The 25952-nt window shown below is 62.0% G+C and carries 16 protein-coding genes; 6 read left to right on the top strand and 10 right to left on the bottom strand.

Features of this window, described 5'->3' with window-relative positions; translation table 11 throughout:
• The first annotated feature begins 138 nt into the window (after positions 1–138).
• The gene (locus J5M57_RS06700; protein ID WP_064586491.1) at positions 139–1071 is read left to right on the top strand and encodes a DMT family transporter; all 933 of its coding nucleotides are present in this window, start codon (positions 139–141) and stop codon (positions 1069–1071) included.
• On the opposite strand, the gene J5M57_RS06695 is transcribed toward J5M57_RS06700, so the two are convergent.
• Positions 1016–2197, bottom strand: coding sequence for an MFS transporter (locus tag J5M57_RS06695; RefSeq protein ID WP_207848249.1), 1182 nt, complete (start codon positions 2195–2197; stop codon positions 1016–1018). The two genes, J5M57_RS06700 and J5M57_RS06695, sit on opposite strands and share 56 nt — an antisense overlap.
• A gap of 104 nt (positions 2198–2301) precedes the next feature.
• Here J5M57_RS06695 and J5M57_RS06690 point away from each other — a divergent pair, with 104 nt between their 5' ends.
• Together J5M57_RS06690 and J5M57_RS29070 are read left to right on the top strand one after the other, a co-directional pair.
• A complete protein-coding gene (locus J5M57_RS06690; RefSeq protein ID WP_207848248.1) occupies positions 2302–3195 on the top strand; it encodes a LysR family transcriptional regulator in 894 nt (297 codons plus the stop codon).
• A gap of 142 nt (positions 3196–3337) precedes the next feature.
• Complete coding sequence (locus J5M57_RS29070) at positions 3338–3466, top strand: PA1414 family protein (protein WP_007914492.1); 129 nt, start codon at positions 3338–3340, stop codon at positions 3464–3466.
• Positions 3467–3668: 202 nt separating this feature from the next.
• Here J5M57_RS29070 and J5M57_RS06685 read toward each other — a convergent pair whose 3' ends face one another.
• From J5M57_RS06685 to speB, 6 genes are all read right to left on the bottom strand, one after another.
• Positions 3669–3917, bottom strand: a complete 249-nt coding sequence (locus J5M57_RS06685; RefSeq protein ID WP_169841017.1) for an acyl carrier protein — start codon at positions 3915–3917, stop codon at positions 3669–3671.
• Positions 3918–3960: 43 nt separating this feature from the next.
• Positions 3961–4686, bottom strand: a complete 726-nt coding sequence (locus J5M57_RS06680) for an MBL fold metallo-hydrolase (RefSeq protein WP_169841016.1) — start codon at positions 4684–4686, stop codon at positions 3961–3963.
• Positions 4687–4772: 86 nt separating this feature from the next.
• Positions 4773–6152 carry a sodium:solute symporter gene (locus J5M57_RS06675; protein WP_064586496.1) on the bottom strand — a complete coding sequence of 460 codons (1380 nt, stop codon included), beginning with the start codon at positions 6150–6152 and terminating at the stop codon, positions 4773–4775.
• Positions 6153–6337: 185 nt separating this feature from the next.
• Positions 6338–7840 (bottom strand): cytosine permease, encoded by a 1503-nt coding sequence (locus J5M57_RS06670; RefSeq protein ID WP_083366655.1) that lies wholly within the window; start codon positions 7838–7840, stop codon positions 6338–6340.
• A gap of 55 nt (positions 7841–7895) precedes the next feature.
• Positions 7896–8318: a nuclear transport factor 2 family protein gene (locus J5M57_RS06665; RefSeq protein WP_207848247.1), complete on the bottom strand. Its 423-nt coding sequence runs from the start codon at positions 8316–8318 to the stop codon at positions 7896–7898.
• 10 nt (positions 8319–8328) lie between these two features.
• Positions 8329–9279, bottom strand: coding sequence for an agmatinase (gene speB / locus J5M57_RS06660; protein ID WP_003222717.1), 951 nt, complete (start codon positions 9277–9279; stop codon positions 8329–8331).
• A gap of 383 nt (positions 9280–9662) precedes the next feature.
• Here speB and J5M57_RS06655 point away from each other — a divergent pair, with 383 nt between their 5' ends.
• Complete coding sequence (locus tag J5M57_RS06655) at positions 9663–10556, top strand: LysR family transcriptional regulator (protein WP_007956593.1); 894 nt, start codon at positions 9663–9665, stop codon at positions 10554–10556.
• A gap of 18 nt (positions 10557–10574) precedes the next feature.
• Positions 10575–11171 carry a DTW domain-containing protein gene (locus tag J5M57_RS06650; RefSeq protein ID WP_207848246.1) on the top strand — a complete coding sequence of 199 codons (597 nt, stop codon included), beginning with the start codon at positions 10575–10577 and terminating at the stop codon, positions 11169–11171.
• 149 nt (positions 11172–11320) lie between these two features.
• Here the strand turns inward: J5M57_RS06650 and J5M57_RS06645 are convergent, their stop codons facing one another.
• The 3 genes from J5M57_RS06645 to J5M57_RS06635 all read right to left on the bottom strand — a co-directional run bounded on the left by J5M57_RS06645 (position 11321) and on the right by J5M57_RS06635 (position 16515).
• Complete coding sequence (locus J5M57_RS06645) at positions 11321–12679, bottom strand: HlyD family type I secretion periplasmic adaptor subunit (RefSeq protein WP_207848245.1); 1359 nt, start codon at positions 12677–12679, stop codon at positions 11321–11323.
• Positions 12680–12839: 160 nt separating this feature from the next.
• Entirely contained in the window at positions 12840–15002 is a 2163-nt protein-coding gene (locus tag J5M57_RS06640) for a type I secretion system permease/ATPase (protein WP_207848244.1), read from the bottom strand.
• A gap of 154 nt (positions 15003–15156) precedes the next feature.
• Positions 15157–16515, bottom strand: a complete 1359-nt coding sequence (locus tag J5M57_RS06635) for a TolC family outer membrane protein (protein WP_064586502.1) — start codon at positions 16513–16515, stop codon at positions 15157–15159.
• A gap of 512 nt (positions 16516–17027) precedes the next feature.
• Here J5M57_RS06635 and J5M57_RS06630 point away from each other — a divergent pair.
• Positions 17028–25631, top strand: coding sequence for a retention module-containing protein (locus tag J5M57_RS06630; protein ID WP_207848243.1), 8604 nt, complete (start codon positions 17028–17030; stop codon positions 25629–25631).
• Positions 25632–25952: the final 321 nt, after the last annotated feature.

Genomic DNA, 25952 nt, shown 5'->3' with positions numbered 1-25952 from the left:
CGTCATTCCCCCGGTGACGTTACTGACGCCTCCAGAGTCTTTTTCAGACGGCTTTTTCTGCCCGACTGATTGATAATCCCCGACACTGATTTTTGCCCATTGGATGGCTGCCATGTTGTGTGTGTTCGAGGTGATGCGGTGAGTGTCGAGCGGCGCAATGCCGACGGTTTTGCGTTGCAGGTGATGATCGGCCTGTGCCTGATCTGGGGCGTGCAGCAGGTGATGATCAAATGGGCCGCGCCGGACATCGCGCCAGTGATGCAGGCGGCCGGGCGTTCGGGGATTTCCGCGCTGCTGGTCGGCTTGCTGCTGTGCTGGAAGGGCGGCTGGGATCAGGTCGGCAATACCTGGCGCGGCGGGCTGCTGGCGGGGGCGCTGTTCGGCCTGGAGTTCTTCTTCATCGCCGAAGGCCTGCAACTGACCACCGCCGCGCACATGTCGGTGTTCCTCTACACCGCACCGATTTTCACCGCGCTCGGCGTGCATTTTCTGCTGGCCAGCGAGCGTCTGCGGCCGGTGCAATGGCTGGGGATCTTCCTCGCGTTCATCGGCATCGCCATTGCTTTTGCTGGCGGCGTGTCGTGGGACAACCTCGACCGGCGCATGCTGCTGGGCGACGCGTTTGGGGTTATTGCCGGCGCCTGTTGGGGCGCGACCACCGTGGTGGTGCGCGCCTCGCGACTGTCGGAAGCGCCGGTTACCTTGACCCTGTTCTATCAATTGATCGTTGGCTTCGTCGGCCTGCTGTTGATCGCGTTGTTCAGCGGCCAGATCACTCATGTCAGCCTGACCACCGTGGCGGTGGCCAGCGTGTTGTTCCAGGGGCTGGTGGTGTCGTTCTTCAGTTACCTGACCTGGTTCTGGCTGCTGCGCCGCTATCTGGCAGCCAATCTGGCGGTGTTTTCATTCATGACGCCGTTGTTCGGCGTCACGTTCGGCGTGGTGCTGCTCGGTGAGGAATTGAGCCTGAACTTCGTCATCGGCGCGGTGCTGGTGTTGCTCGGCATCACCTTTGTCAGCGCTGAGCAGTGGGTGCGTCGGCGTTTGCGCAAACTGCTCGGCCAGCAGTAGACGATTGCAGGGCCAACCCGCCGGCAATCAGCAAGCCGCTACCGGCGATCACCAGCGCCGGTTGCAGGCCGCCGCTGAAATGGCTGCTCAGCGCTGCCAGCAGCGGACCGCTGAGCTGACCGACGGCGAAGCACGCAGTCAGCAGGCCGGCGTTGCGCTGGGTGGTGTGCGGCGCCAGTTCCCGCGAACGTTGCATCACCAGTTGCATGCAGGCCAGGAACGGCATGCCGCAGAGCATCACGCCCAGCGCCAGGCCGTAGCCGCTGCCCAGCAGGCACGCAAAGACCCCAAGCGCCTGCAGCCAAAGCGTAGCCGTCAGCCAGTGCCGCGTGGTGTTCGGGTTGTGACGACGCAGGCTCACCAGCAGCACGCCAATGGCCGCACCAAGGCCGAAGCACGGCCAGAACAGATCGGCCTGCCATTGCCCGTGAAATTGCGCGTTGGCCATTTGCGAAAGGAACGTGGCCGGGATGATGTAACCCACCCCATACAGTGCATACACCGCCGCCAGTCGTGGAATGCCGCGATTGGAGTGGCTGCCATTGAGGCTGGCGACCGGCGTGTGAGTGCCCGGTTGCGGCAGGATTCGCACGATCGCCAGCAGCATCAGCAACGCCACGCCGGCATAGATCAGCCACAGCGTGGCCGATGTCTGCTGCAGCAGATGTGAGACCAGTGCCAGCAGCCCTGTGAGAAAAATCCCCAGCCCCGGTCCGGCGAATACCAGCGCGCCCAACCGTGGCCGGCCCGCCGCAGCCGCCAGCGGCTGACTCAATGCGGTGATCATCACCAGCACCCAGGCACTCGCTACGCCGGTGCCGAAGCGCAGCAACAGATGCGACCAGAAACCGTTGGCCCAGAACGACGCCAGGGTCAGCAGCACACACAGCCACAAGCCACCGTACAAGCGGCGCTGCACCTGCTGCGGTCGGTGGGCGAACATCGCGTCCACCGCTCCCAACAGGTAACCGAGGTAGTTGGCGGCCGCGATCAGTCCGGCGGCGGTCAGATCGACCTGACCTTCGCTGAGCAGGTGCGGCATTTGTGGGGTGAGGGCGAAACGCCCAATGCCCATGGCCATCATCAGGGCGAAGAAACAGGCGGACAAGCGAATCAGGGGCGACATGGTCGGGATTCCTTGGAAGGAGCAATGACCGTCAGGCTAGAACCGATTGACTTTCTTTAAAATTGAATAATAGTGAGTAACTTGTTCTGTTGTGGAGAAAGGTCGTGGAGTTCAGCCAATTGCGGATCTTTCAGGCGGTGGCCGAAGAAGGCTCGATCACGCGCGCCGCGGAGCGCCTGCACCGGGTGCCGTCCAACCTATCGACCCGGCTCAAACAGCTGGAGGAGCAGTTGGGCGTCGAACTGTTCGTCCGTGAGCGTCAGCGTTTGCAGTTATCGCCTGCAGGAAAAGTCTTGCTGGACTACACCGGCAAACTGTTCGCCTTGCGCGATCAGGCCCGTGCGGCGGTGATGGGCGGGCAACCGGCGGGGGATTTTGTCCTCGGCACGCTGTACAGCACCGCGGCAATCCATTTGCCGGCGCTGTTGGCGCGCTATCACAAGCAATACCCGGCGGTGAATCTGCAAGTGCAGTCGGGGCCCAGCGGCGAATTGCTCGAAGGCCTGGTGTCCGGCCGCCTCGACGCGGCGCTGGTGGACGGTCCGCCGCAACTGGCGGGCATCGACGGCGTGCCGCTGTGTGACGAGCGTCTGGTGCTGATCAGCGAGGCCGATCACCCGCCGATCCGCAGCGCCAAGGAGGTCGAGGGCAGGGCGGTGTTCACCTTCCGCCATGGCTGCGCCTATCGCGCGCGGCTGGAGGCATGGTTCGTCCACTATCAGGCGGCGATGGGCCGGGCGATGGAGATCGAGTCCTATCAGGGCATGCTCGCCTGCGTGATTGCCGGCAGCGGCGTGGCGCTGATGTCGGAGTCGATGCTCGCCAGCCTGCCGGGGCGCGAAAGCGTTGCGGTGCACCCGTTGGCCGAGCCGTTTGCCAGTGCGACAACGTGGCTCATGTGGCGTAAAGGCATGGTCGGGGCCAACCTGAACGCCTGGATTGAACAGCAGCAAGCGCTCTATCCCGTGGCATCGAATGAAACCCGGCAGACGGCGTGAACCAACCGACTGTAATTCTGTTCAATTCAGTAACAGATCATTGCGGATTTGGCCGAGCATTGCGTAGGACTTAGGACTATTATCAATGCGAAGCGGCCTCAGAATTCCGGCCGCTCAGCACTACCCTGAAGGGGGCATGACGATGAAAGAGAAAATTCAGAACTGGCTGCACGATTTGGGTGTTGCCCTCGGCTTGATCGAACCGCCTCTGCAACCCGTACCGATCCGCACCGATGACGAACAGCGTCGGCGTCAACAACGGCGCCGGTAAGCACGATTCCAGGTGAGTGACGCTTGTTGTGGCGAGGGAGCTTGCTCCCGCCCGGCTGCGCAGCAGTCGTAACGTCACTGAACAAGGTCCGTCTGGCACAACCGGGCTGAATGGTTTTGGGGCTGCTGCGCAGCCCAGCGGGAGCAAGCTCCCTCGCCACAGGGTTTCAGCTCACCCTGACGGATGTATTTGGCAAATCCTCTCAATGCCGTCCAATCTCTAGCAAAAATCGACTCAGGTCATTCGCGGTCTTCGCGGTCTTGAGCATGTGATCCTCTTCGGCCGTAAACGCCGTCAGTCCGAATTCATCTTCCAGATGGAAGATCAAATCCTCGATATCCGCCTTCTCCAGGCCTAATTGCACCAGACTGGTGTGGTCGTTGAATTCGCGGGATTCCAGCAGGCGCCGAATGTATCGGTGCACCGCGGCACGCACGGCAGCTCTTCTCATGGCAGATCGTTCTGAGGGGTGTCTGGCTTGAGTACAGCAGGCCTCAGGCGTGGCTGCGCAACCATTCGTCAATCATCGAACGCAAATGCCCGCCGGAAAAACTGCCGAAATGTCCGCCATGCACCGTGCGGATCGGCAACGCCTGCAAGCGTCGCAGACTGGCGGCGTAATCCTGCAGATTGGAGTGGTAGGCGTCTTCGATCAGCGGCCCGTCGTAAATGATGTCGCCGCTGAACAACGTTTCGGTGGCCGCCTCATACAGGCTGATACCGCCCGGCGAATGCCCCGGCGTGTGCAGCACCTGCAGGGTGCGGTTGCCCAGATCCAGCACGTCGCCATCCTCGATAAACCCGGTGGCCGGCGCGGCTTTGACCCGGTATTCGGCGTAGCACAGCGGGCAATCCGGGTGCGCGTCGAACATATCGTCGCCGACGAAGGCGCGGCTCAAATCATTCTCGCCATCCGGAGCCGCCAGAATGTCCGCTTCGGCCGGGTGCACCAGCCGTTCGGCAAACTCGTGATGCCCGGCGATGTGGTCGAAGTGGCAATGACTGGCGACAGCCACCAGCGGCCGTTCGGTGATCCACGGCAACTGCTCGCGCAGGCTGACCAATCCCGAACCGCTATCCAGCAACAAGTCTTTGTCGCGGCCCTGCACATGCCATAGGTTGCAGCGGTAGAAGGGACGGATGTACGGCTCGTGAATCAGGCGGATGCCATCGTTCAGGGTTTGCACTTCGAACCACTGATCGCGCGAAACGATCTTCATAAGCCATTTTCTCCAGACGTAAAAAAACGAGTGTGGCAACCGACGCCACACCCGTCGAAGAAAGCATCAAGTCGTTACATCAAAGCTTAGATCGCACTCGCCACGGTCGCCGGGCGACGCGAGAACAGGCTGACCACCACAAAGCTGATCAGGCCCACCGCCAGGCTGTAGTAGATCGGCGTGTTGGCGTCCAGACCATCCTTGAACATGAACAGCAGCGCGGTGGCAAAACCCAGGCCCATGCTGGCGATGGCGCCGGCGGTGGTTGCGCGTTTCCAGAAGATCGCGCCGATCAGCGGAATCAGCATGCCGCCGACCAACAGGTTGTACGCCAGGGTCAGGGCGCTGATCACGTCATTCACCACCAGCGCGATGCCCAGCACCACGACACCGGTCAGCAGGGTGAACAAGCGGTTGATGCCTAAGCTCGACTGTTTGCCGCCGCGCAGTTTCGGCAGCAGGTCTTCAGTCAGGGTGGTGGCCGCCGCGAGCAGGCCGGCGCTGGCGGTGGACATCATCGCTGCCAGAGCTGCGGCGATCACCAGACCCCGGATGCCGTCCGGCAGCGACAGTTTGACGATGGCGGCGAAGGCGTTGTTGACGTTGTCCAGATCCGGGATCAGCACGTGCGCGGCCATGCCGATCAGGGCGCAGGCCAGGCCGTAGAGGATGCAGTAGATGCCCGCGATGCTGCCGGCGTACTGCGCGACTTTGGCGGTCTTGACGGTGAACACCCGTTGCCAGATGTCCTGACCGATCAGGATGCCGAAGAAGTAGATCATGAAGTAGGTGATGATCGTGTCCCAGCCGATGGTGGTGAAGTTGAACGCCGCTGCCGGCAGCTTCAGCACCAGTTCGTCCCAGCCGCCGACGCGGTAAAGGCAGATCGGCAACAGGATGAACATCAGGCCGACGGTCTTGATGATGAACTGGACGATGTCGGTCAGGGTCAGCGACCACATGCCGCCGATGGCCGAGTAGATCACCACCACGCCACCGCCGAGCAGCACCGAGATCCAGAACGGCAGACCGAACAGCACTTGCAACACGGTGCCGATCGCCAGGATCGAGGTCACGCCGATCATCAGCGCATAGGCCAGCATGATCGCCGCGCTCGCCGAGCGGGCCATCGGGTTGTAGCGTTTTTCCAGCACCTGGGTAACGGTGTAAATCTTCAGTTTCAGCAGCGGTTTGGCGAGGAACAGGTTCAGCGCGACGATGCCGCAACCGAGGGCCGCGCACAGCCAGAAACCGGAGATGCCGTGCACGTAGCCCAGGCGCACGGTGCCGACGGTGGACGCGCCACCGAGCACGGTCGCGGCCATGGTGCCCATGTACAGGCTCGGGCCCAGGTTGCGCCCGGCGACCAGAAAGTCCTCGTTGGTCTTGGCCTTGCGCATGCCGTAGTAGCCGAGCAAGAGCATGCCGGCGGCGTAGATGAGGACGACGAATAAATCCAAAGCCATGATGGCGTGTCTCCGATTGTCTTTTTTATGTGGAACGCTGAATCGAATGTTTCGCTGTGGCGAGGGAGCTTGCTCCCGCTGGGCCGCGAAGCGGCCCCAATCACTTCATTGCGACTGCTGCACAGTCGAGCGGGAGCAAGCTCCCTCGCCACAAGAACTTCAATCCTTCAAATTTTCTTTATGGATCAGGCGGCCTGACGCAGTTCAGGTTTTTCTGAGACTTGGCTCCGTGCATCCTGCGGGCCGAACACGTCTCGCGGTTCCGGGAACAGGCTCAGCAACGTCAGGTACACCACCGATGCCAGACCGAGGGTCACCGGCAAGCTGATGTCGATACCGCCGGCCATCTCGCCCAGCGGGCCGACGAACTGCCCCGGCAGGTTGACGAAGCACAGGCCGACCGCCGCGCTCGGGATCCACGCGCCCAGGCCACGCCAGTTCCAGCCGTGGTTGAACCAGTAGCGTCCGCCCTGTTCGCCGCGAGTGAACACTTGCAGGTCATCCGGGCAGTAGAAGCCGCGACGCACCAACAGGCCGATGATCATGATCACCATCCACGGGGTGGTGCAGGTGATGATCAGCACGGCGAAGGTCGACACGCTCTGCACCAGGTTTGCCGCGAAGCGCCCAATGAAGATGAAGGCAATCGACAGCACGCCGATCAGCAGCGTCGCCTTGACCCGCGACAGCACCCGTGGGAACACACTGGACATGTCCAGCCCGGTGCCATACAGCGAGGTGGTGCCGGTGGACATGCCGCCAATCACCGCAATCAGGCACACCGGCAGGAAGAACCAGCTCGGCGATACCGCCAGCAGGCCGCCCACGTAGTTGTTCGCCGCGATGTAGTCCGGCGCCTTGATCGCGACGATGGTCGCGGTGGCCAGGCCGAACAGGAACGGGATGAACGTGGCGATCTGCGACAGCACCACCGCCGCCATGATCCGCTGCTTGGAGGTGTCACGCGGGATGTAGCGCGACCAGTCGCCGAGGAACGCCCCGAAGGAAATCGGGTTGCTCATCGCCACCAGCGCGGCGCCGATGAACGCCGCCCAGAAGCCCGGTTGCCCGAGGCTCACCGTGCCGGCGTAATTGACGTCGAAAGGACCGGCGAAGGCGAAGATGCCCAGCAGGAACAACAGGCTGGCGCTCCACACCGCGATCTTGTTCACCCACAGCAGAAAGCGGAAGCCGTAGATGCACACGGTCAGCACCAGAATCGCGAACAGACCGTAGGCCAGGCCCAGGGTCAGGTCGGTTTCCGGCAGACCGATCAGGCGTTTCGCCCCACCGATCAACGCATCCCCCGAACTCCACACCGAGAGCGAGAAAAACGCGATAGCGGTCAACAGCGACAGGAACGAACCGACGATCCGCCCGTGCACACCGAAGTGTGCGCCAGACGACACGGCATTGTTGGTGCCGTTGATCGGCCCGAACAGGCCCATCGGTGCGAGGATCAGCGAGCCCAGCAACACGCCCGCAACAATCGCCCAGACACCGGCCTGAAACGACAGGCCGAACAGCACCGGGAAACTGCCGAGCACGGCGGTGGCAAAGGTGTTCGAACCACCGAAGATCATCCGGAACAAATCCGTCGGGCCTGCGGTGCGTTCGTGGTCCGGGATCTGCTCGACCCCGTGGGTTTCAATTTGCGTAAGGCTTTGGTCGTTGTTGTTGTTATTCATGATCTGCTCCGATCATAAAGGCGCGCTCATCGTGCGTGAGCGTCACCTGTCTTGGCTAAGGGGATGGCAGCCCTTCCGGCATTGCGGACAAATGTTCGTGGCAGGCCAGCCAATGGCCTTGTTGTTCTAGGCTCGACGCTTGTTTCTTGAAAACAATCGTCTCGCGCTCCTGGCTGAAGTGTTGCTCCCCTTGCATGCGCAGCTCGGTGGCCACGTCATGGATGAAAATCGCCACATCACCTTGCAGGCTGACGAAAGCGTTGCTTGAAGTGCACGACAGCACTTCAAAGCCATCCTCGGCGCGCCAGCGGTCCCACAACGCCTGATAGGTGTCGCGCGACAGCAGCGGCTGTTCGAGGGTGTAGAACACGAAACTCGCATCGGCGCTGAACGCGCCGAAGTAAGCCTCGCGATCATTACGGGCGAAGGCGGACACCAGATCGGCGGCCGCTTGCAGAACCTGATCACGTTCGTTCATGGCCGAACCCTCAGCGGTGGACCACGCCCGGCAGTACGCAGAGCATTTCGTACAGCAGGTTGGCGGCCAGCAGCGAGGTGTTGCCGGTGGTGTCGTACGCGGGCGAGACTTCTACCAGATCGCAGCCGATCAGGTCGAGGCCCTGGCAGCCACGGACGATTTCAATCGCCTGAATGGTCGTCAGACCACCGATTTCCGGGGTGCCGGTGCCCGGCGCCCAGGCCGGGTCGATGCCGTCGATGTCGAAGCTCAGGTACACCGGGCCGCCACCGACTTTCTCGCGCACTTCGGCCATCAGCGGCGCCAGCGACTTGTGCCAGCACTCTTCGGCCTGCACCACGCGGAAGCCCTGGTCGCGGCTCCAGTTGAAGTCGTCAGCGGTGTAACCCTGCGCGCGCAAACCAATCTGCACCACGCGGTCGCAGTCCAGCAGGCCTTCTTCGACGGCGCGACGGAAGGTCGTACCGTGGGCGATCTTCTCGCCGAACATGTGATCGTTGACGTCGGCGTGCGCATCGATGTGCACCAGACCGACTTTGCCGTGCTTCTTGTGAATCGCCCGCAGGATCGGCAGGGTGATGGTGTGGTCGCCACCCAGGGTCATCGGGATCACGTTGTGCTCGAGGATGTTGTCGTAGGCTTCTTCGATGATGCGCACGGCGTCGAGCAGGTTGAAGGTGTTGATTGCCACGTCACCGATGTCGGCGACCGACAGCGAGTCGAACGGGGCGGCGCCGGTGGCCATGTTGTACGGGCGGATCATCACCGATTCGGTGCGGATGTCGCGTGGTCCGAAGCGGGTGCCGGGGCGCAGCGAAGTACCGATGTCCAGAGGCACGCCAACGAAGGCAGCGTCCAGACCGGCAGCGGTCGGTACATGGGGGAGTCGGAGCATGGTGGCGATGCCGCCGAAGCGCGGCATTTCGTTGCCGCCCAGTGGTTGGTGAAGAATCTTGTCCACGGGTAGGGCCTCATCGTCTTTGTTTTATTTATGTCGGCGCACCGTGCCTGTGAAGGTCGGACGCCGCTGTGGGGCCGATTCTGCGAAATGTAGTGCGGCGGAAGAATCGCTACGGGCAAAAACTTAGTTCAGATTTTTCTAAACTAATGGCGAGGCTGGAGATAGACTCTTTAGCCTTGTATTGATGTGCCTGTGGCGAGGGAGCTTGCTCCCGCTGGGCGGCGAAGCAGCCCCAAAACCACGCCACTCGGTACACCTGATCAATTGTATTTGCCGGGTTTGCGACTGCTTCGCAGCCGAGCGGGAGCAAGCTCCCTCGCCACAAAAGGTGTTCGTCACAGGGATATGTGCGCCGCCCATGACCTGCGTATCTGGAGTACTTGATGGCCAACGCTTTACCCGACCTGAAACTATTACGCATCTTCGTCAGCGTGGTCCGCCATCAGGGCTTCGCCAATGCGCAACAGGAGCTCAACCTGTCGACCTCGGCGATCAGCACCTACATGAGCCAGCTCGAAGCGGCACTGGGTCTGGTGCTGTGCCATCGCGGGCGCGGCGGTTTCAGCCTGACGAGCAAAGGCGAGCTGTTCCATCAGGAAACCCTGCGCCTGCTCGCCGAGCTTGAAGGTTTCGAGCAATACGCCGCCGCGCTCAAGGGCGAGCTGCGTGGCACGCTCAACCTCGGGGTGATCGACTCTACCGTCAGCGACAAGGCCCTGCCGTTCGCCGAAGCCATCGGCGCCTACAGTCAGGAACACCCGGCGGTGCATTTGCACCTGTCGGTGATGAGCCCCTACGAACTGCAACTCGGCGTGCAGGACAATCGTCTCGACCTGGCCATCGGTGCGTTCTCCACGCGCATGAGCGGTCTGGTCTACATGCCGCTGTACCGCGAGCAGCACTGGCTGTATTGCAGTAGCCGGCACCCGTTGTTCAACGAGCGACGGATCCCCGAGCAGGTCATCACCCAGCAACGCATGGTCGGTCGCGGTTACTGGAGTCAGGCCGAACTGGCGCGCCACGGTTTCAAGCACAGTGCCGCCACCGTGGAAAGTATGGAAGCGCAGCTGATTCTGGTGCTGTCCGGCGCCTACATTGGTTATTTGCCTGAACACTATGCGCAGGCCTGGGCCGACAAGGGCGACCTGCGCGTGTTGCTGCCGGCGACCTTCGGCTATCAGGCGCCGTTCTCGATGATCATGCGCCGTGGCCGCAGTCGCGAGCCGCTGATCCAGACTTTTCGTGATCTGCTCAAAGCACAGCTCAATCAGGCTTAGCGTGTAGGAAAAAGAAGTATGTCCAGACCCCAATGCCCGCGCTGCCTGCGCCCACAAACCCATTGCCTGTGCCCACTGATCCCGCGCCTCGACAGCCGCACCCGGGTGTTGCTGTTGCAGCACCCGAGCGAGGTCAATCACGCGCTCAATACTGCGCGCCTGGCGGCGTTGGGGTTGACCAATGCCGAGTTGATTGTCGGTGAAGTGTTCGAGGATTTACCGGCGCTGTTGAACCGGCCGGGGTATCAGGCGCGCTTGCTGTTTCCCGCCGACGATGCACAACCGATGCAGGCTTACAGCGAATCTGATGAACCGTTGCTGTTGGTGGTGCCGGATGGTACCTGGCGCAAGGCGCGCAAGATGCTCCATCTCAATCCGCTGCTGGCGGCGTTGCCACGGGTGACGCTGACCGCGGGCGGGGTGTCGCGGTACCGGTTGCGCAAGGCACCGGGGCCGGGGGCGTTGTCGACCATCGAGGCGATTGTGCAGGCGTTGCACACGCTGGAGCCGTCGGCTTCATTCGAGCCGTTGCTCAAGCCGTTCGAAGCGTTGATCGAGGGGCAGATTGCAGCGATGGGGGAGGAGACCTTTCAGCGTAACCATGGCGATGCATAATTGCTGAAGCGGCTGGCCTCTTCGCGAGCAGGCTCGCTCCCACATTTGATCGAAGGTGCGCACAAACTCTGTGCACACCTCAAATCCCCTGTGGGAGCGAGCCTGCTCGCGAAAGCGCCGGATCAATCACAGCAATGCTTTGGAAATCGCTAGCGCTCGCGCATCGCCTCGGTCCGCGCTTTCAACACCGGTTTGAGCAGGTAATCCAGCACACTTTTTTCCCCGGTAATAATGTCCACCGTCGCCACCATCCCCGGGATGATCAGCAGCGGTTTCACATCCCCGCCCAAATGGTTTTTATCGGTGCGCACCTGAATCAGGTAGAAGCTGTTGCCCTTGTCATCGGTGATGGTGTCGGCGCCGATCAGTTCCAGTTTCGCGCTCAGGCCGCCGTAGATCGTGTAGTCGTAGGCACTGAACTTGACCATGGCTTTCTGGCCCGGGTGCAGGAACGCGACGTCTTGCGGACGGACCTTGGCTTCGATCAGCAGGTTGTCTTCCAGCGGCACGATTTCAACCATGTCGCTGCCCGGCTGCACCACGCCACCGATGGTGTTGACCTTGAGCTGCTTGATCACCCCGTGCACCGGCGAGGTCACGGTGGTGCGGCTGACGCGGTCGTCGATGGCGATGCTCGACGCGGTGATTTTCGACAGGTCGGTGCGTTTCTGATTGAGGTCCTTGGCGGCGTCGGAGCGGAAGGTCTGTTCCGATTCGTCGATCTTGCTCTTGATCTCGTTGATCGCCGATTCGGCCCGGGGGATCGCCAGGGTTGTCGCGTTCAGCGAACCGCGAATCTCCACCGCGCTGCGTTTGAGTCGCAGGATTTCCACTGGCGACACTGCGCCAGTGCCAACCAGCGGCGCCGACATGTTCATCTCTTGCTGTAGCAGCGCCAGGCTGGAGCTGTACTGGCCCTGTTTGGAGCGGAACTCCGCCAGCTCCTGAGTCTTCTGCCGCAGCTGTTCGGTGAGGGTACGTTGCTCACTGGCCAGCCGCCGTTGGCGCTGGTCGTAAAGCGCCCGTTCGTCTTCGGCGACCTGCGGCGCCTTGGCGATCACCTCGTCAGACAGCTTGAGCGGCCGGCCCTCGGCTTCGGCGGAAAGGCGTTCGACTTGCGCGGTCAGGGCGTAACGGTCGGCTTCGCTCTCACCCTTATTCGACAGGAAGCGCGTGTCATCCAGGCGCAGCAGCGTGTCGCCCTTGTTCACCATCTGGCCTTCGCGCACGAAAATCTCGGTGACGATCCCGCCCTCGAGGTTCTGGATCACCTGGACCTTGCTCGACGGAATCGCCTTGCCTTCGCCCATGGTCACTTCTTCGAGCACCGCGAACTTGGCCCAGAGCAGCGCACTGATCAACAGCGCCGCCGCCAGCCACACGGTGATCCGCGACCAGCGCGGCGAGTCCTGCAACGACGCGCCGGCGGTTTCCGGCATGAACTCGGCTTCGGCGCTTTTGCCGAAACTGTCGAAGTAGCCGCGTTCTTTCGAAGATGAAGATGACATGCGGCGATACCTCTCAATCAAGACAAACCAAGTCAACGCGAACCTGTGGCGAGGGAGCTTGCTCCCGCATGGGTGCGCAGCGCCCACAAAAACTTTGGGGCTGCTGCGCAACCCAGCGGGAGCAAGCTCCCTCGCCACAGGTGGTGGATTGGCAACGCATCTAAACCGCCGCCGAGCCGACGCGGCCCTTGCGCAGTGCATCGATGACCGCTTCTTTCGGGCCGTCAGCGACGACCCGGCCGTTGTCCAGTACCAGCAGCCGGTCCACCAGGCTCAGCATCGAGGTGCGGTGGGTGACCAGCAGCAGCGTCTTGCCTTGCACCCACCCGTGGAGTTTCTGGCGCAGCAGGTCTTCGCTGCTGTTGTCCATGGCGCTGGTGGGTTCGTCGAGCAACATGATCGGTGGGTCGAGCAGCAGGGCCCGGGCCAGCAATACGGCCTGGCGCTGACCACCGGAGAGCAGTTGCCCGCGTTCGCCCACGGGGCGGTCGAAACCTTGCGGATGCTGCCGCGCCAGTTCGGTAACGCCGGTCAGTTCGGCGACTTCGAGCATGCGCGAATCACTGATGTAGCGTGCGCCGAGGGTCAGGTTGTCGCGCAGGCTGCCGGCCAGCAGCGGCAGGTCGTGGGCGACGTAACCGATCTGCTGGCGCAGGTCGGCGACATCCAGTTGCCGCAGGTCGAGGCCGTCGAGCAACAACTGGCCTTCCTCGGGTTCATAGAAACCCATCACTAGTCGCGCCAGGGTGCTTTTGCCCGAGCCGCTGCGGCCGATGATGCCGATGCGTTCGCCGGGTTTCATGCTGAAGCTGACGTTGCTCAGCGCCGGTGCGTTCTGGCCGTTGTAGTGAAAGGTCACGCCGCTGACGTCCAGCGCACCTTGCAGTTGCGTGCGCTCCAGTGGCCGCTGCTTGCCGTCGCGCTCCTGAGGCAGGCCCATCAGCGCGTCGGTGCTTTTCATGGTCAGTTGCGCTTGCTGGTAGCGGGTGATCAGTCCGGCGATCTGCCCCAGCGGCGCGAGTACGCGGCTGCCAAGCATGTAGCTGGCGACCAGCGCACCGACGCTGAGGTTGCCGGCGATGATGCTGTAGACCCCGGCGACAATCGTCGCCATCCCGGAAAACTGCTGGATGAACAGCGTGCCGTTGGTCGCCAGCGCCGAGAGGTTGCGTGCATGGCTGTCGAGGCGGGTGAGGGCGCCGTGGGTGCTTTCCCATTTGTGCTGGCGCTCGCTTTCGGCGCTGCAGGCCTTGAGGGTTTCCAGGCCGCCGAGGGTTTCGATCAGCAGCGCCTGACGTTCAGCGCCCAGGCTCAGGCTTTTCTGCACGGTGTCGCGCAGGCGCACCTGGATCGCCAAAGCAAAAATGATCGTGATCGGAAACGCCAGCAGCGGAATCACCACCAGCCAGCCGCCGAGCAGACCGATCACCACCAGCATCAACACCACGAAGGGCAGGTCGATCAGGCTGGTCAGGGTCACGGCGGTGAGGAATTCGCGCAGGCCCTGAAAGTCATGAATGCTCTGGGCGAAACCGCCGATGGTCGCCGGCCGCGCCTTCATCGCCATGCCGGTGATGCGTTCAAATAAAGTCGCGGAAAGGATCACGTCGGTTTTCTTGCCGGCGGTGTCGAGCAGGTGCGCACGCACCACCCGCAGCACCAGTTCGAAGCCGGTGCCGATCAGCAGGCCGACGGCCAACACCCAGAGGGTCGAGGTGGCCTGATTTGGCACCACGCGATCGTAGGTCTGCATGACGAACAGCGGCACCATCAGGCCCAGCAAGTTGATCAGGAAACTGGCGAGGATCGCGTCGCTGTACAGCCATTTCGACAGCTTCAGGGTGTCGCGAAACCAGGCGTGGACCCGCGGCACCAGCGGTGAGCGCAAGTCTTCGAGTTCGTGGCGCGGACGGGCGAACAAAGCCTGGCCGCTGTAGTGTTCGGCGAGTTCTTCGCGTTCGACCCATTGCTCGCCGCCATCGGCTTCGCTGGGCAGAATCAGCGCCTTGTCGTCGTCGGCGAACCGCCGCAGCACAGCGGTGCGGCCGTCCTTGAGCAATAGCAGAATCGGCAGATTCAGCGCGGAGATGTCTTTCAGCTCACGCCGCAACAGGCGTGCCTGCAAACCGGCCCGGGCCGCTGCACGGGGCAGCAGGTCCAGGCTCAGGCGTTGCTTGTTCAGGGGCAGCCCGGCACTCAGGCTGGCGCGACTGACAATCGCGCCGTGGAGTTTGCAGAGGATCAACAGACCGTCGAGTAACGGATCATCGAAGCTCAGCCGCGGATCGATCCCGGTGTTTCCGCCTTCGGCCATGCTAGTCATATTGATCGCCTCTTAAGACTTGCCCAAAACCTGTGGCGAGGGAGCTCGCTCCCGCTGGGCTGCGCAGCAGCCCCATGGAACTGACGGTATCGGCCATCTGAGCGCTGCGCACTCAAGCGGGAGCAAGCTCCCTCGCCACAATGGAGCGTGGGGCTTACTTCAGCTCAGGCAGGCGTGCTTCGTTCTTCACCTCGGTTGCCGCAATCGCATCCGCCGGCAGCACCACCCGTTGCTTGCTCAGCAACTGGCCCATGTTCGCCAGCACGCGGTACATCGAGTATTCCTCGGTGTAACGGATTTCGGTGTAGCGGCGGTTGGCGTTGTAGAGCTCGTTTTCACTGTCGAGCAAGTCGAGCAGGGTGCGTTGGCCGAGGCCGAACTGATCCTGATAGGCCGCGCGCACCCGTTTGGTGGTCTCGGCGTATTCGCGGGCGGTCGGGGTCTGCTTCTTCGCGTTGACCATGGCGTTCCAGGCCAAGTGAATGTTCTCGTTCAACTGACGCAGGGCGTTGTTGCGGATGTCCATCGCCTGGTTGATCTGATGCGCATCGGACGCCAGGCGGGCCTTGTCGCTGCCACCGCGGAACAGGTTGTAGTTCATGATCACGCCCACGCGCCATTCGTTGTCGTGGCCTTCATCACCCTGCACGTTGTTGTTCGCGCCCACCGCCGCTTCGGCATCGAAACGTGGGTAGAACGGCGACTTGGCGACTTCGTACTGGCTCTCGGCCGACTGCACGTCCGCCTGCGCGGATTTCAGGTACGGGTTGTTCTCGACCATGCTCTGCTGGGCTTCCGGCAGGCTGGTGGGGATTTCGCCGCGGGTCGACGGTGGCGCTTCGAGTTCATCGGGCATGCGCCCGACCACGGCGTAGAAGTTCGATTCGGCGTCGGCCAGATCGACTTCGGCGGTGTCGAGGTTGTTCTGCGCCAGCGCCCGGCGGGCGACCGACTGATCGGAGTCGGCGGTGCTGCCGATGCCGCGCTGGGTGCGCAGGCCGATCTGATCGTTGACGCGCAAGTGCGCTTGCAGGTTGTTCTTGGCCAGGGTCACCAATTCACGGCGCTTGAGCACTTCGAGGTAAACCTCGATGGTGCGCAGGGCCAGATCCTGGGCGGTACCCTGAGCGTAATAGGCGCGCGAATTGGACACGCCCTTGGTCCGCTCGACCTCGTTGGCGGTGTTGAAACCGTCGAAGATCATTTGCCGCAGCCGCAGTTCCGACTGGGTGTAATTGAGAATTTCGGTGTGGTGATTACCGAAGGCCCGAGTGTTGGTGTTATCGCTGTACCCGCGCCCGTAGGCGGCGTTCAGATCGACGGACGGGTAGAAGCCGCCCTTGGCCACTTTCACTTGTTCATCGGCCGACAGTTTGGCGTCGACGCGTGAAGCGAGTTCCGGGTGGGTGGCGATGGTGCTTTGAATCGCTTCAGTCAGGTTCATGGCCTGGGCTTGGGAAGTGCAAGCCATGGCCAGCAAAACCGCGCTGCAGAGGGGGGTTAAAACGCGCATGGGGTGCATCTCCCTGGTCCTGATGGTGTGTTACTGTCGCCAAATATTTGACGATATTTTGGGGTGTAAGCGTTTCACTCTTTCCTGAAGCGTAGCTAAGAAAAAATTTTCATAAGGCTTATGCCGAAAAAAACTTATGCGCTTAGCGAAAACCGGCACATTGTTCAGGACGAAAGCCTTTGTTTCATGCGCTTTAGGGAGCACAAAAAGGCTTGAGGAAAGTTCCATTCACTTTGCGACATACGGCGAAGTAATGCTGAAGGGGAGGGACGCGTAGCGGCAGATGAGCGACAGATTTTTGTCACTCGGGTGATTCACCACCGTTACGTAGCGCTAGTGGGCTTGCTGCAGTGATCAGGATTCTGAAGTGCTTGAAAGCACTGAAGTTTCCTTGTTTGCGCAACCTGCGAAACGAACTGTCGAGGTGCGAGCGTCACCCCGGCAACCCGCTTGAGCCATGGGCGTGCTTCGCGAACCAGTGCCGACGGTGGTCGGCAGCGGAGGAGTTTCACATGGCAACGCTCATCGGGATCGTCACTAAAGTCATTGGTCAGGTTTTTGCGCAGGGCACCGACGGCACGCGCCGCGCCCTGGTCGAAGGCGACCGTTTGTTTGCCGGCGATCAAGTGATCACCGGGGCAGAAGGCGCCGTCGCCGTTCATCTGCAAAACGGCCACGAGCTGACCCTGGGTCGCGACAGCAGCATGACCATGTCCGGGCAACTGCTGGCCAACCAGGCGGTGCCGATCAATGCCCCCGAAGTGCTGACGCCGAGCGAAGCGCAACTGACCGATGTCGAGCAGATCCAGAAAGCCATCGCCGCCGGCGAAGACCCGACCAAAGCGGCGGAAGCGACCGCTGCAGGGCCCAACGCACCGGGTGGTGCGCCGGGGGAACTGGGCGGTGGTCACAGCTTCGTGCTGCTGACTGAAGTCGGCGGGCGCGTGGATCCGGTCATCGGCTTCCCGACTGCGGGATTCAACGGCATTCCCGAGTTTCCCGAGGCGCGCCATAACGCCGTCATCGACAATGGCAACGACACGCCGGTCGTGCCGCCTCCGGTCAACAATCTGGTCACCCTCAGCGGCCTCGCGGTGCCTGGTGGTGAGCTGACCCTCAACGAAGCCAACCTGCCTGACGGCTCCTCGGCCAACCCTGGTGCGCTGACCCAGAGCGGCAGCTTCACGGTGTCGGCGCCGGACGGCCTGAGCAGCCTGAACATCGGCGGCATCAGCGTGGTCAGCGGTGGCGTGGCGGCCGGTTTTCCGCAGTCGATCACCACGCAACTGGGCAACACCCTGACCATCACCGGCTACAACGCGGCGACCGGCGTGGTCAGCTACAGCTACACCCTCAACGGCAACGACGCGCATCCGGCCGGTGGCGGCGCCAACAGCCTCAGCGAACAATTCACCGTTGTGGCGGGTGACAGCAACGGCGACTCGGCCACGGGCACACTCGACGTCAACATCATCGATGACGTGCCACGGGCGGTTAACGACAGCAACGCCAACACCGCCTCGGAAACCCTGCTGACCCTGACCGGCAACGTTCTGAGCAACGACGTGCAAGGCGCCGACCGTGTGCCCACCGGACCGGTGACCGCCGGGACATTCACCGGAACGTTCGGCACCCTGGTGTTGAATGCCAATGGCACCTACACCTACACCCTGAACACCAGCGACGCCGATTTCAAAGCACTGCACGGCGGCGGCAATGGCACTGAGACCTTCACGTACACGATCACCGATTCCGATGGCGATACCAGCACTGCGAATCTCGTGCTGCAGATCCACAATAACGATGATCCGGTGGTGATCAATGGCTTGAACGTCGAGGGTGGCGAGCTGACGGTCTACGAAAAAAACCTCAGCACCGGCAGCGAGCCGGACTCCAATGCGCTGACCCAGAGCGGCACGTTTACCATCACCGCACTCGATGGCGTCACCACGCTGACCGTGGGCGGTATCGCCGTGGTCACTAACGGCGTCGCGGCAGGCTTCCCGCAGTCGGTCACTACACCGCTGGGCAGCACGCTCACCATCACCGGATTCAACGCCACCACTGGCGTGGTGAGTTATAGCTACACGTTGGATCACAACGACGCGCACCCAACCGCCAACGGTGCAAACAACCTGCCCGAGCAGTTCGCCGTCACCGTGGTCGATGACAACGGCACGACGGCCAACGCGACCCTTGATGTGAACGTGGTCGACGACCTGCCAAAAGCAGTGAACGACAGCAACACCAACACCGCGTCAGAAACCAACCTGACGCTGACCGGCAACGTCCTGACCAACGACGTGCAAGGCGCCGACCGCGTACCCACCGGGCCGGTCACTGCCGGCACGTTCACCGGCACTTACGGCACCCTGGAACTGCACACCGACGGCACTTACACCTACACGCTGAACCCGACCGATGCTGACTTCAAAAACCTGCACGGCGGTGGTAACGGCACCGAAACCTTCACCTACACCATCACCGATTCCGACGGCGACACCAGTACCGCGAACCTCGTCCTGCAAATCCACAACAACGACGATCCCGTGGTCATCAGTGGCCTCGATGTGAACGGCGGCGAGCTGACGGTTTACGAGAAAAACCTCAGCACCGGCAGCGCTCCTGATGCCAACGCATTGACCCAGAGCGGCACCTTCACCATCACTGCACTCGATGGCGTCACCACGCTGACTGTGGGCGGCATCGCCGTCGTTACCAACGGCGTTGCGGCAGGCTTCCCGCAATCGGTCACTACACCACTGGGCAGCACGCTCACCATCACCGGCTTCAACGCCACCACTGGCGTGGTCAGTTACAGCTACACCCTTGACCACAACGACGCGCACCCGACTGGCAATGGTGCCAACACATTGCCAGAGCAATTTGCCGTCACCGTGGTCGATGACAATGGCACGACGGCCAACGCGACCCTTGATGTGAACGTGGTCGACGACCTGCCAAAAGCAGTGAACGACAGCAACGCCAACACCGCGTCAGAAACCAACCTGACGCTGACCGGCAACGTCCTGACCAACGACGTGCAAGGCGCCGACCGCGTACCCACCGGGCCTGTCACTGCCGGGACTTTCACCGGCACTTACGGCACGTTGGAACTGCACACCGACGGCACCTACACCTACACGTTGAACCCCACCGATGCCGACTTCAAAAACCTGCACGGCGGTGGCAACGGCACCGAGAATTTCACCTACACCATCACCGATTCTGACGGCGACACCAGCACTGCGAACCTCGTTCTACAGATCCACAACAACGACGATCCGGTAGTCATCAGCGGCCTCGATGTGAATGGCGGTGAACTCACTGTCTACGAAAAAAACCTCAGCACCGGCAGCGCCCCTGATGCCAACGCACTGACCCAAAGTGGCACCTTCACCATCACTGCACTGGATGGCGTCACCACGCTGACCGTCGGTGGCATCGCTGTGGTCACTAACGGCGTGGCCGCAGGTTTCCCGCAATCGGTCACCACACCGCTAGGCAGCACACTGACCATCACCGGCTTCAACGCCACCACTGGCGTGGTCAGCTACAGCTACACCCTCGATCACAACGACGCCCACCCAACCGCCAACGGCGCAAACAACCTGCCCGAGCAATTCGCCGTCACGGTGGTGGATGACAACGGCACCACCGCCAACGCAACGCTCGACGTCAATATCATCGATGACCTGCCAAAAGCAGTGAACGACAGCAACGCCAACACCGCGTCAGAAACCAACCTGACGCTGACCGGCAACGTCCTGACCAACGACGTGCAAGGCGCCGACCGCGTACCCACCGGGCCTGTCACTGCCGGGACTTTCACCGGCACTTACGGCACGTTGGAACTGCACACCGACGGCACCTACACCTACACGTTGAACCCCACCGATGCCGACTTCAAAAACCTGCACGGCGGTGGCAACGGCACCGAGAATTTCACCTACACCATCACCGATTCTGACGGCGACACCAGCACTGCGAACCTCGTTCTACAGATCCACAACAACGACGATCCGGTAGTCATCAGCGGCCTCGATGTGAATGGCGGTGAACTCACTGTCTACGAAAAAAACCTCAGCACCGGCAGCGCCCCTGATGCCAACGCACTGACCCAAAGTGGCACCTTCACCATCACTGCACTGGATGGCGTCACCACGCTGACCGTCGGTGGCATCGCTGTGGTCACTAACGGCGTGGCCGCAGGTTTCCCGCAATCGGTCACCACACCGCTAGGCAGCACACTGACCATCACCGGCTTCAACGCCACCACTGGCGTGGTCAGCTACAGCTACACCCTCGATCACAACGACGCCCACCCAACCGCCAACGGCGCAAACAACCTGCCCGAGCAATTCGCCGTCACGGTGGTGGATGACAACGGCACCACCGCCAACGCAACGCTCGACGTCAATATCATCGATGACCTGCCAAAAGCAGTGAACGACAGCAACGCCAACACCGCGTCAGAAACCAACCTGACGCTGACCGGCAACGTGCTGACCAATGACGTGCAAGGCGCTGACCGCGTACCTACGGGGCCCGTGACAGCCGGCACGTTCACCGGCACTTACGGCACCTTGGTACTGCAAACCGACGGCACTTACACCTACACGCTGAACCCGACCGATGCTGACTTCAAAAACCTGCACGGCGGTGGTAACGGCACTGAAACCTTCACCTACACCATCACCGATTCCGATGGCGACACCAGCACTGCGAACCTCGTTCTACAGGTCCACAACAACGACGATCCAGTGGTCATCAGCGGCCTCGACGTGAATGGCGGTGAACTCACTGTCTACGAGAAAAACCTCAGCGACGGCAGCGCGCCAGACTCAACAGCGTTGACCCAAAGCGGCACCTTCACCATCACCGCACTGGACGGCGTCACCACGCTGACCGTCGGTGGCATCGCCGTCGTTACCAACGGCGTTGCGGCAGGTTTCCCGCAATCGGTCACCACACCGCTGGGCAGCACGCTCACCATCACCGGTTTCAACGCCACCACTGGCGTGGTGAGTTACAGCTACACCCTGGTCGATAACGAAACCCACCCAACGGCTAACGGTGCAAACAACCTGCCCGAGCAATTCGCCGTAACGGTAACGGACGACAACGGCACCACCGCCAACGCAACCCTCGACGTCAACATCATCGATGACTTGCCGAAAGCGCTGAACGACAGCAACGCCAACACCGCGTCAGAAACCAACCTGACGCTGACCGGCAACGTCCTGACCAATGACGTGCAAGGCGCCGACCGCGTACCCACCGGCCCTGTTACTGCCGGCACGTTCACCGGCACCTACGGCACCTTGGTGTTGAATGCCAACGGCACCTACACCTACACCCTCAACACCAACGACGCCGACTTCAAGAACCTGCACGGCAATGGCAACGGCACCGAAACCTTCACCTACACCATTACCGACTCGGACGGCGACGCGAGCACCGCCAATCTGGTGCTGAACATCCACAACAACGACGATCCGGTGATCCTCAATGGTCTCGACGTCAACGGTGGCGAGCTGACGGTCTACGAGAAAAACCTCAGCGACGGCAGCAGCCCGAACCCATCCGCTTTGACCCAAAGCGGCACATTCACCGTAACCGCGCTCGACGGTCTGCAAACCCTCACCGTCGGCGGTATCGCCGTGGTCACCAATGGTGTCGCCGCAGGCTTCCCGCAATCGGCGGTCACGCCATTGGGCAGCACGCTGACCATCACCGGTTACAACCCGGCCACGGGCGTGGTGAGTTACAGCTACACCCTGGTGGACAACGAAGCGCACCCGACCGGTAATGGCGCCAACAGCCTCACCGAGAACTTCAACGTGGTCGCCACCGACGGCGACGGCAGCACGGCGTCGGGGCAGATCAACGTCAACATCATCGATGACCTGCCGACCGCCAAGGCCGACACCGGCTCGGTGACGGAGGGTGGCACGGTCAACATCAGCGTGCTCGGTAACGACGTCACCGGCGCCGATGGCGCAGCGGCGGGCGGGGCAGTGGTCGGCGTGCGTGCCGGCAGCAACACCGCGAGCTCGGCAATCGGCGGCCTCAACAGCAACATCAACGGCACCTACGGTTACCTGACCCTGGACGCAGCGGGCAACGCCGTCTACCACAGCAACCCGAACTCGGTGAGCCCGCCGGGCGCCACCGACACTTTCACCTACACCATTCGCGACGGTGACGGCGACGAAAGCACCACCACCATCACCATCAATGTCGCCGACAGCAAACTCGTGGCGTCGGTGGATCAAGACGTGACGGTCTATGAAAAAGCCCTCGACCTGACCAAGGACGGCCAGGACCTGGCCCCCGGCACGGTCACCGGCAGTGACCCGACCAATACCGGTGAAACCGCCACCGGCACGCTGGTCGGCGCGGTCACCGGCGGCAGCGGGGCGCTCACCTACAGCCTGGTCGGCAGCGCCACCGGCACGTACGGGCAGATCCAGCTCAACGCCGACGGCACTTACACCTACACCCTGACCTCGGCGCCGAAAACCACGCCGAACGCCAACGACGGCGCCAACACCCTGAGTGAAAGCTTCACCTACAAAGCCACCGATGCACTGGGCAACAGCACCACCAGCACAATCGTGGTCAACATCGTCGACGACGTGCCCAAAGCCGTGCCATCGGATCGCTCGGTGGCGGCGGTGGAGATTGATTCCAACATCCTTATCGTCCTCGACATTTCCGGCAGCATGGTCGATCCGTCCGGCGTGCCGGGGCTGTCGCGGCTGGATCTGGCGAAACAGGCGATCAGTGCCTTGCTCGACAAATACGACGACCTCGGCGACGTGAAGGTGCAACTCGTCACCTTCAGCAGCAGCGCCACCGACAGAACGTCGGTGTGGGTTGACGTGGCGACCGCCAAATCGCTTCTCGCCGGCCTCACGGCGGGTGGCGGCACCAACTACGATGCGGCCGTGGCGACGATGCAAACCGCCTTCAACACCTCGGGCAAACTCACCGGGGCGCAGAACGTTGGCTACTTCTTCTCCGACGGCAAACCGACCACAGGCCAGGAAATCGGCACCGCTGACGAGACCGCGCTGAAAAACTTTCTCGATGCCAACAACATCAAGAACTACGCGATCGGCCTGGGCAGCGGCGTGAGCAACGCCAACCTCGACCCGCTGGCCTATGACGGCATCAGCCACACCAACACCAACGCGGTGGTGGTCACTGACCTCAATCAGCTCAACTCGGTGCTGTCGGGCACTGTGGAAGGCGCGCCGGTCACCGGTTCGCTGCTGGGCGAGGGCGGTACGTTCGGCGCCGATGGCGGGTTCATCAAATCCATCGTGGTCGATGGCACCACCTACACCTATGACCCGCGCGCCAACAGCGGTCAGGGTTCGTTGACTGCATCCGGCGGCACCAACCACGGCACGTTCAACACGGTGAACAACAGCCTGAGCATCGCCACCAACAACAGCGGCACTCTGGTGATCAACCTCGACACCGGCGACTACAGCTACACCTCGCAAAAAACCACGACCACGGTGATCACCGAAAACATCGGCTTCACCCTCAGCGACAACGACGGCGACCTCGCCAGCTCCACCTTGAACGTGAAAGTGATCCCCAACTCGCCACCGGTGGCGGTGGACGACCACGTCATCACCAACGTGCTGTCGAGCAATATCGTCGTGCCGGGCGAGCTGTTGCTGGCCAACGACAGCGACCCGGACGGCGACACGCTCAACGCCTCGCCGACCACCTTCAACACCGGGTGGGCAGCCAAGGGCGCGGACTTCACCGGCACCGGCGCGATCAACTTCGCCGGCACCGGCAACACCGCCGCCAACCAGGCCCTGGCCGACGTGCGCAACGCATTCGCCGCCAACACCGCCGCGATGACGGCAGTGCTGGTGGTCAGTGGCTATCTCGGCGCGGTGACCAACGCCAATGCCAACGATGAAGACCTGATCACCGTCAAACTGAAACAGGGCGAAACCCTCAACCTGGATCACAACCTGGCGGCCGGGCATATCACGCTGGAGTACTCGGTCAACGGCGGCACGTTCACCAGCATTGCCGACGGTGGCACCATCACCGCCGGCGCCGATGGCACGTACCAGATTCATGTCACCAACATCACCAACACCAGTGGCAGCAACACCAACGCGGCGGAAAACTACCAACTGACCATGACGGTCAACTACGCCGGCGCCCACGACGTGACGCCGGATTTCAACGGCACCTACACCGCCAACGACAACCACGGTGGCAGCGACACGGCCAACGTCAGCATCAGCTATCAGGATGGTCACACCCTCACCGGTACCGCCGGCGACGACATTCTGGTGGCCGGTACCGGCAACAACATCCTCAATGGCGGCGACGGCAACGACGTGCTGACCGCCGGTTCCGGCAACAACGAGATGCACGGCGGTGCGGGCAATGACTTGCTCTACAGCGGCCCGGGCAACGACATTCTCGACGGCGGCACCGGCATCGACACCGTCAGTTATGCCCACGCCACCGCCGGGGTCACGGTCAACCTTGGCCTGCTCGGCGCGCAGAACACCATTGGCGCCGGCACCGACACCCTGAGCAACATCGAAAACCTCGTCGGCTCGAACTTCAACGACACCCTGACCGGCGACAACAATAACAACGTGATCAACGGCGGCCTGGGCAACGACATCCTCAACGGCGGCGGCGGTGACGACCTGCTGATTGGCGGCATGGGCAACAACACCCTCACCGGTGGGCCGGGCGCCGACACCTTCCAGTACCTGAAGGGCAACAGTGGTCACGACACCATCACCGATTTCACCCCGGGCACCGACAAGCTCGACCTGTCGCAACTGCTGCAAGGTGAAAACGGCACCACGGCGTCGCTGGACGACTACCTGCACTTCACCGTCACCGGCAGCGGCGCCTCGGTGCTCACCAGCATCGACGTCAGCGCCCTGGCCGGCGCCACGCCGAACCAGACCATCGACCTGGCCGGCGTCAACCTCGCCAGCCACTACGGCGTGACGCCGGGGGCGGGCGGCGTGGTGGCCGGCGGGCACGACACGGCGACGATCATCAGCGGCATGCTCAATGATCATTCGCTGAAGGTGGACACGGTGTGATCAAGGCCTGAAACGACAAAACCCGCCGCCCCGGTTGATCGGGACGGCGGGTTTTTTCTGTCTGGAGAACGGTGTTGCCAGTGAGTCAGCCTTCGCGAGCAGGCTCGCTCCCACAGTGGATGTGTGGTGCTCAGCTATTTCATGCCCGACAAAAAGTCCCCTGTGGGAGCGAGCCTGCTCGCGAAAGCGACCTCACAGTCGACCAGTCCCTGACTGAATGCACTCGATCAAATTGTGGGAGCCAGCCTGCTGGCGATGGCGGCCTACAAGCCGACGAATCCCTGACTGAATGCACTCGATCATATTGTGGGAGCTGGCTTG

It is taken from the genome of Pseudomonas sp. 86_A, assembly GCF_017491705.1.
Classification (GTDB): Bacteria; Pseudomonadota; Gammaproteobacteria; order Pseudomonadales; family Pseudomonadaceae; genus Aquipseudomonas; species Aquipseudomonas koreensis.
This window is presented reverse-complemented; position numbering and strand designations above follow the sequence as displayed.

What these genes read in the sequence shown, in the direction of transcription:
- J5M57_RS06695 (WP_207848249.1), bottom strand. Translation starts at nt 2,197, where the DNA reads ATGTCGCCCCTGATTCGCTTGTCCGCCTGTTTCTTCGCCCTGATGATG.
- J5M57_RS29070 (WP_007914492.1), top strand. Translation starts at nt 3,338, where the DNA reads ATGAAAGAGAAAATTCAGAACTGGCTGCACGATTTGGGTGTTGCCCTC.
- J5M57_RS06685 (WP_169841017.1), bottom strand. Translation starts at nt 3,917, where the DNA reads ATGAGAAGAGCTGCCGTGCGTGCCGCGGTGCACCGATACATTCGGCGC.
- J5M57_RS06680 (WP_169841016.1), bottom strand. Translation starts at nt 4,686, where the DNA reads ATGAAGATCGTTTCGCGCGATCAGTGGTTCGAAGTGCAAACCCTGAAC.
- J5M57_RS06675 (WP_064586496.1), bottom strand. Translation starts at nt 6,152, where the DNA reads ATGGCTTTGGATTTATTCGTCGTCCTCATCTACGCCGCCGGCATGCTC.
- J5M57_RS06670 (WP_083366655.1), bottom strand. Translation starts at nt 7,840, where the DNA reads ATGAATAACAACAACAACGACCAAAGCCTTACGCAAATTGAAACCCAC.
- J5M57_RS06665 (WP_207848247.1), bottom strand. Translation starts at nt 8,318, where the DNA reads ATGAACGAACGTGATCAGGTTCTGCAAGCGGCCGCCGATCTGGTGTCC.
- J5M57_RS06655 (WP_007956593.1), top strand. Translation starts at nt 9,663, where the DNA reads ATGGCCAACGCTTTACCCGACCTGAAACTATTACGCATCTTCGTCAGC.
- J5M57_RS06650 (WP_207848246.1), top strand. Translation starts at nt 10,575, where the DNA reads ATGTCCAGACCCCAATGCCCGCGCTGCCTGCGCCCACAAACCCATTGC.
- J5M57_RS06645 (WP_207848245.1), bottom strand. Translation starts at nt 12,679, where the DNA reads ATGTCATCTTCATCTTCGAAAGAACGCGGCTACTTCGACAGTTTCGGC.
- J5M57_RS06640 (WP_207848244.1), bottom strand. Translation starts at nt 15,002, where the DNA reads ATGACTAGCATGGCCGAAGGCGGAAACACCGGGATCGATCCGCGGCTG.
- J5M57_RS06635 (WP_064586502.1), bottom strand. Translation starts at nt 16,515, where the DNA reads ATGCGCGTTTTAACCCCCCTCTGCAGCGCGGTTTTGCTGGCCATGGCT.
- J5M57_RS06630 (WP_207848243.1), top strand. Translation starts at nt 17,028, where the DNA reads ATGGCAACGCTCATCGGGATCGTCACTAAAGTCATTGGTCAGGTTTTT.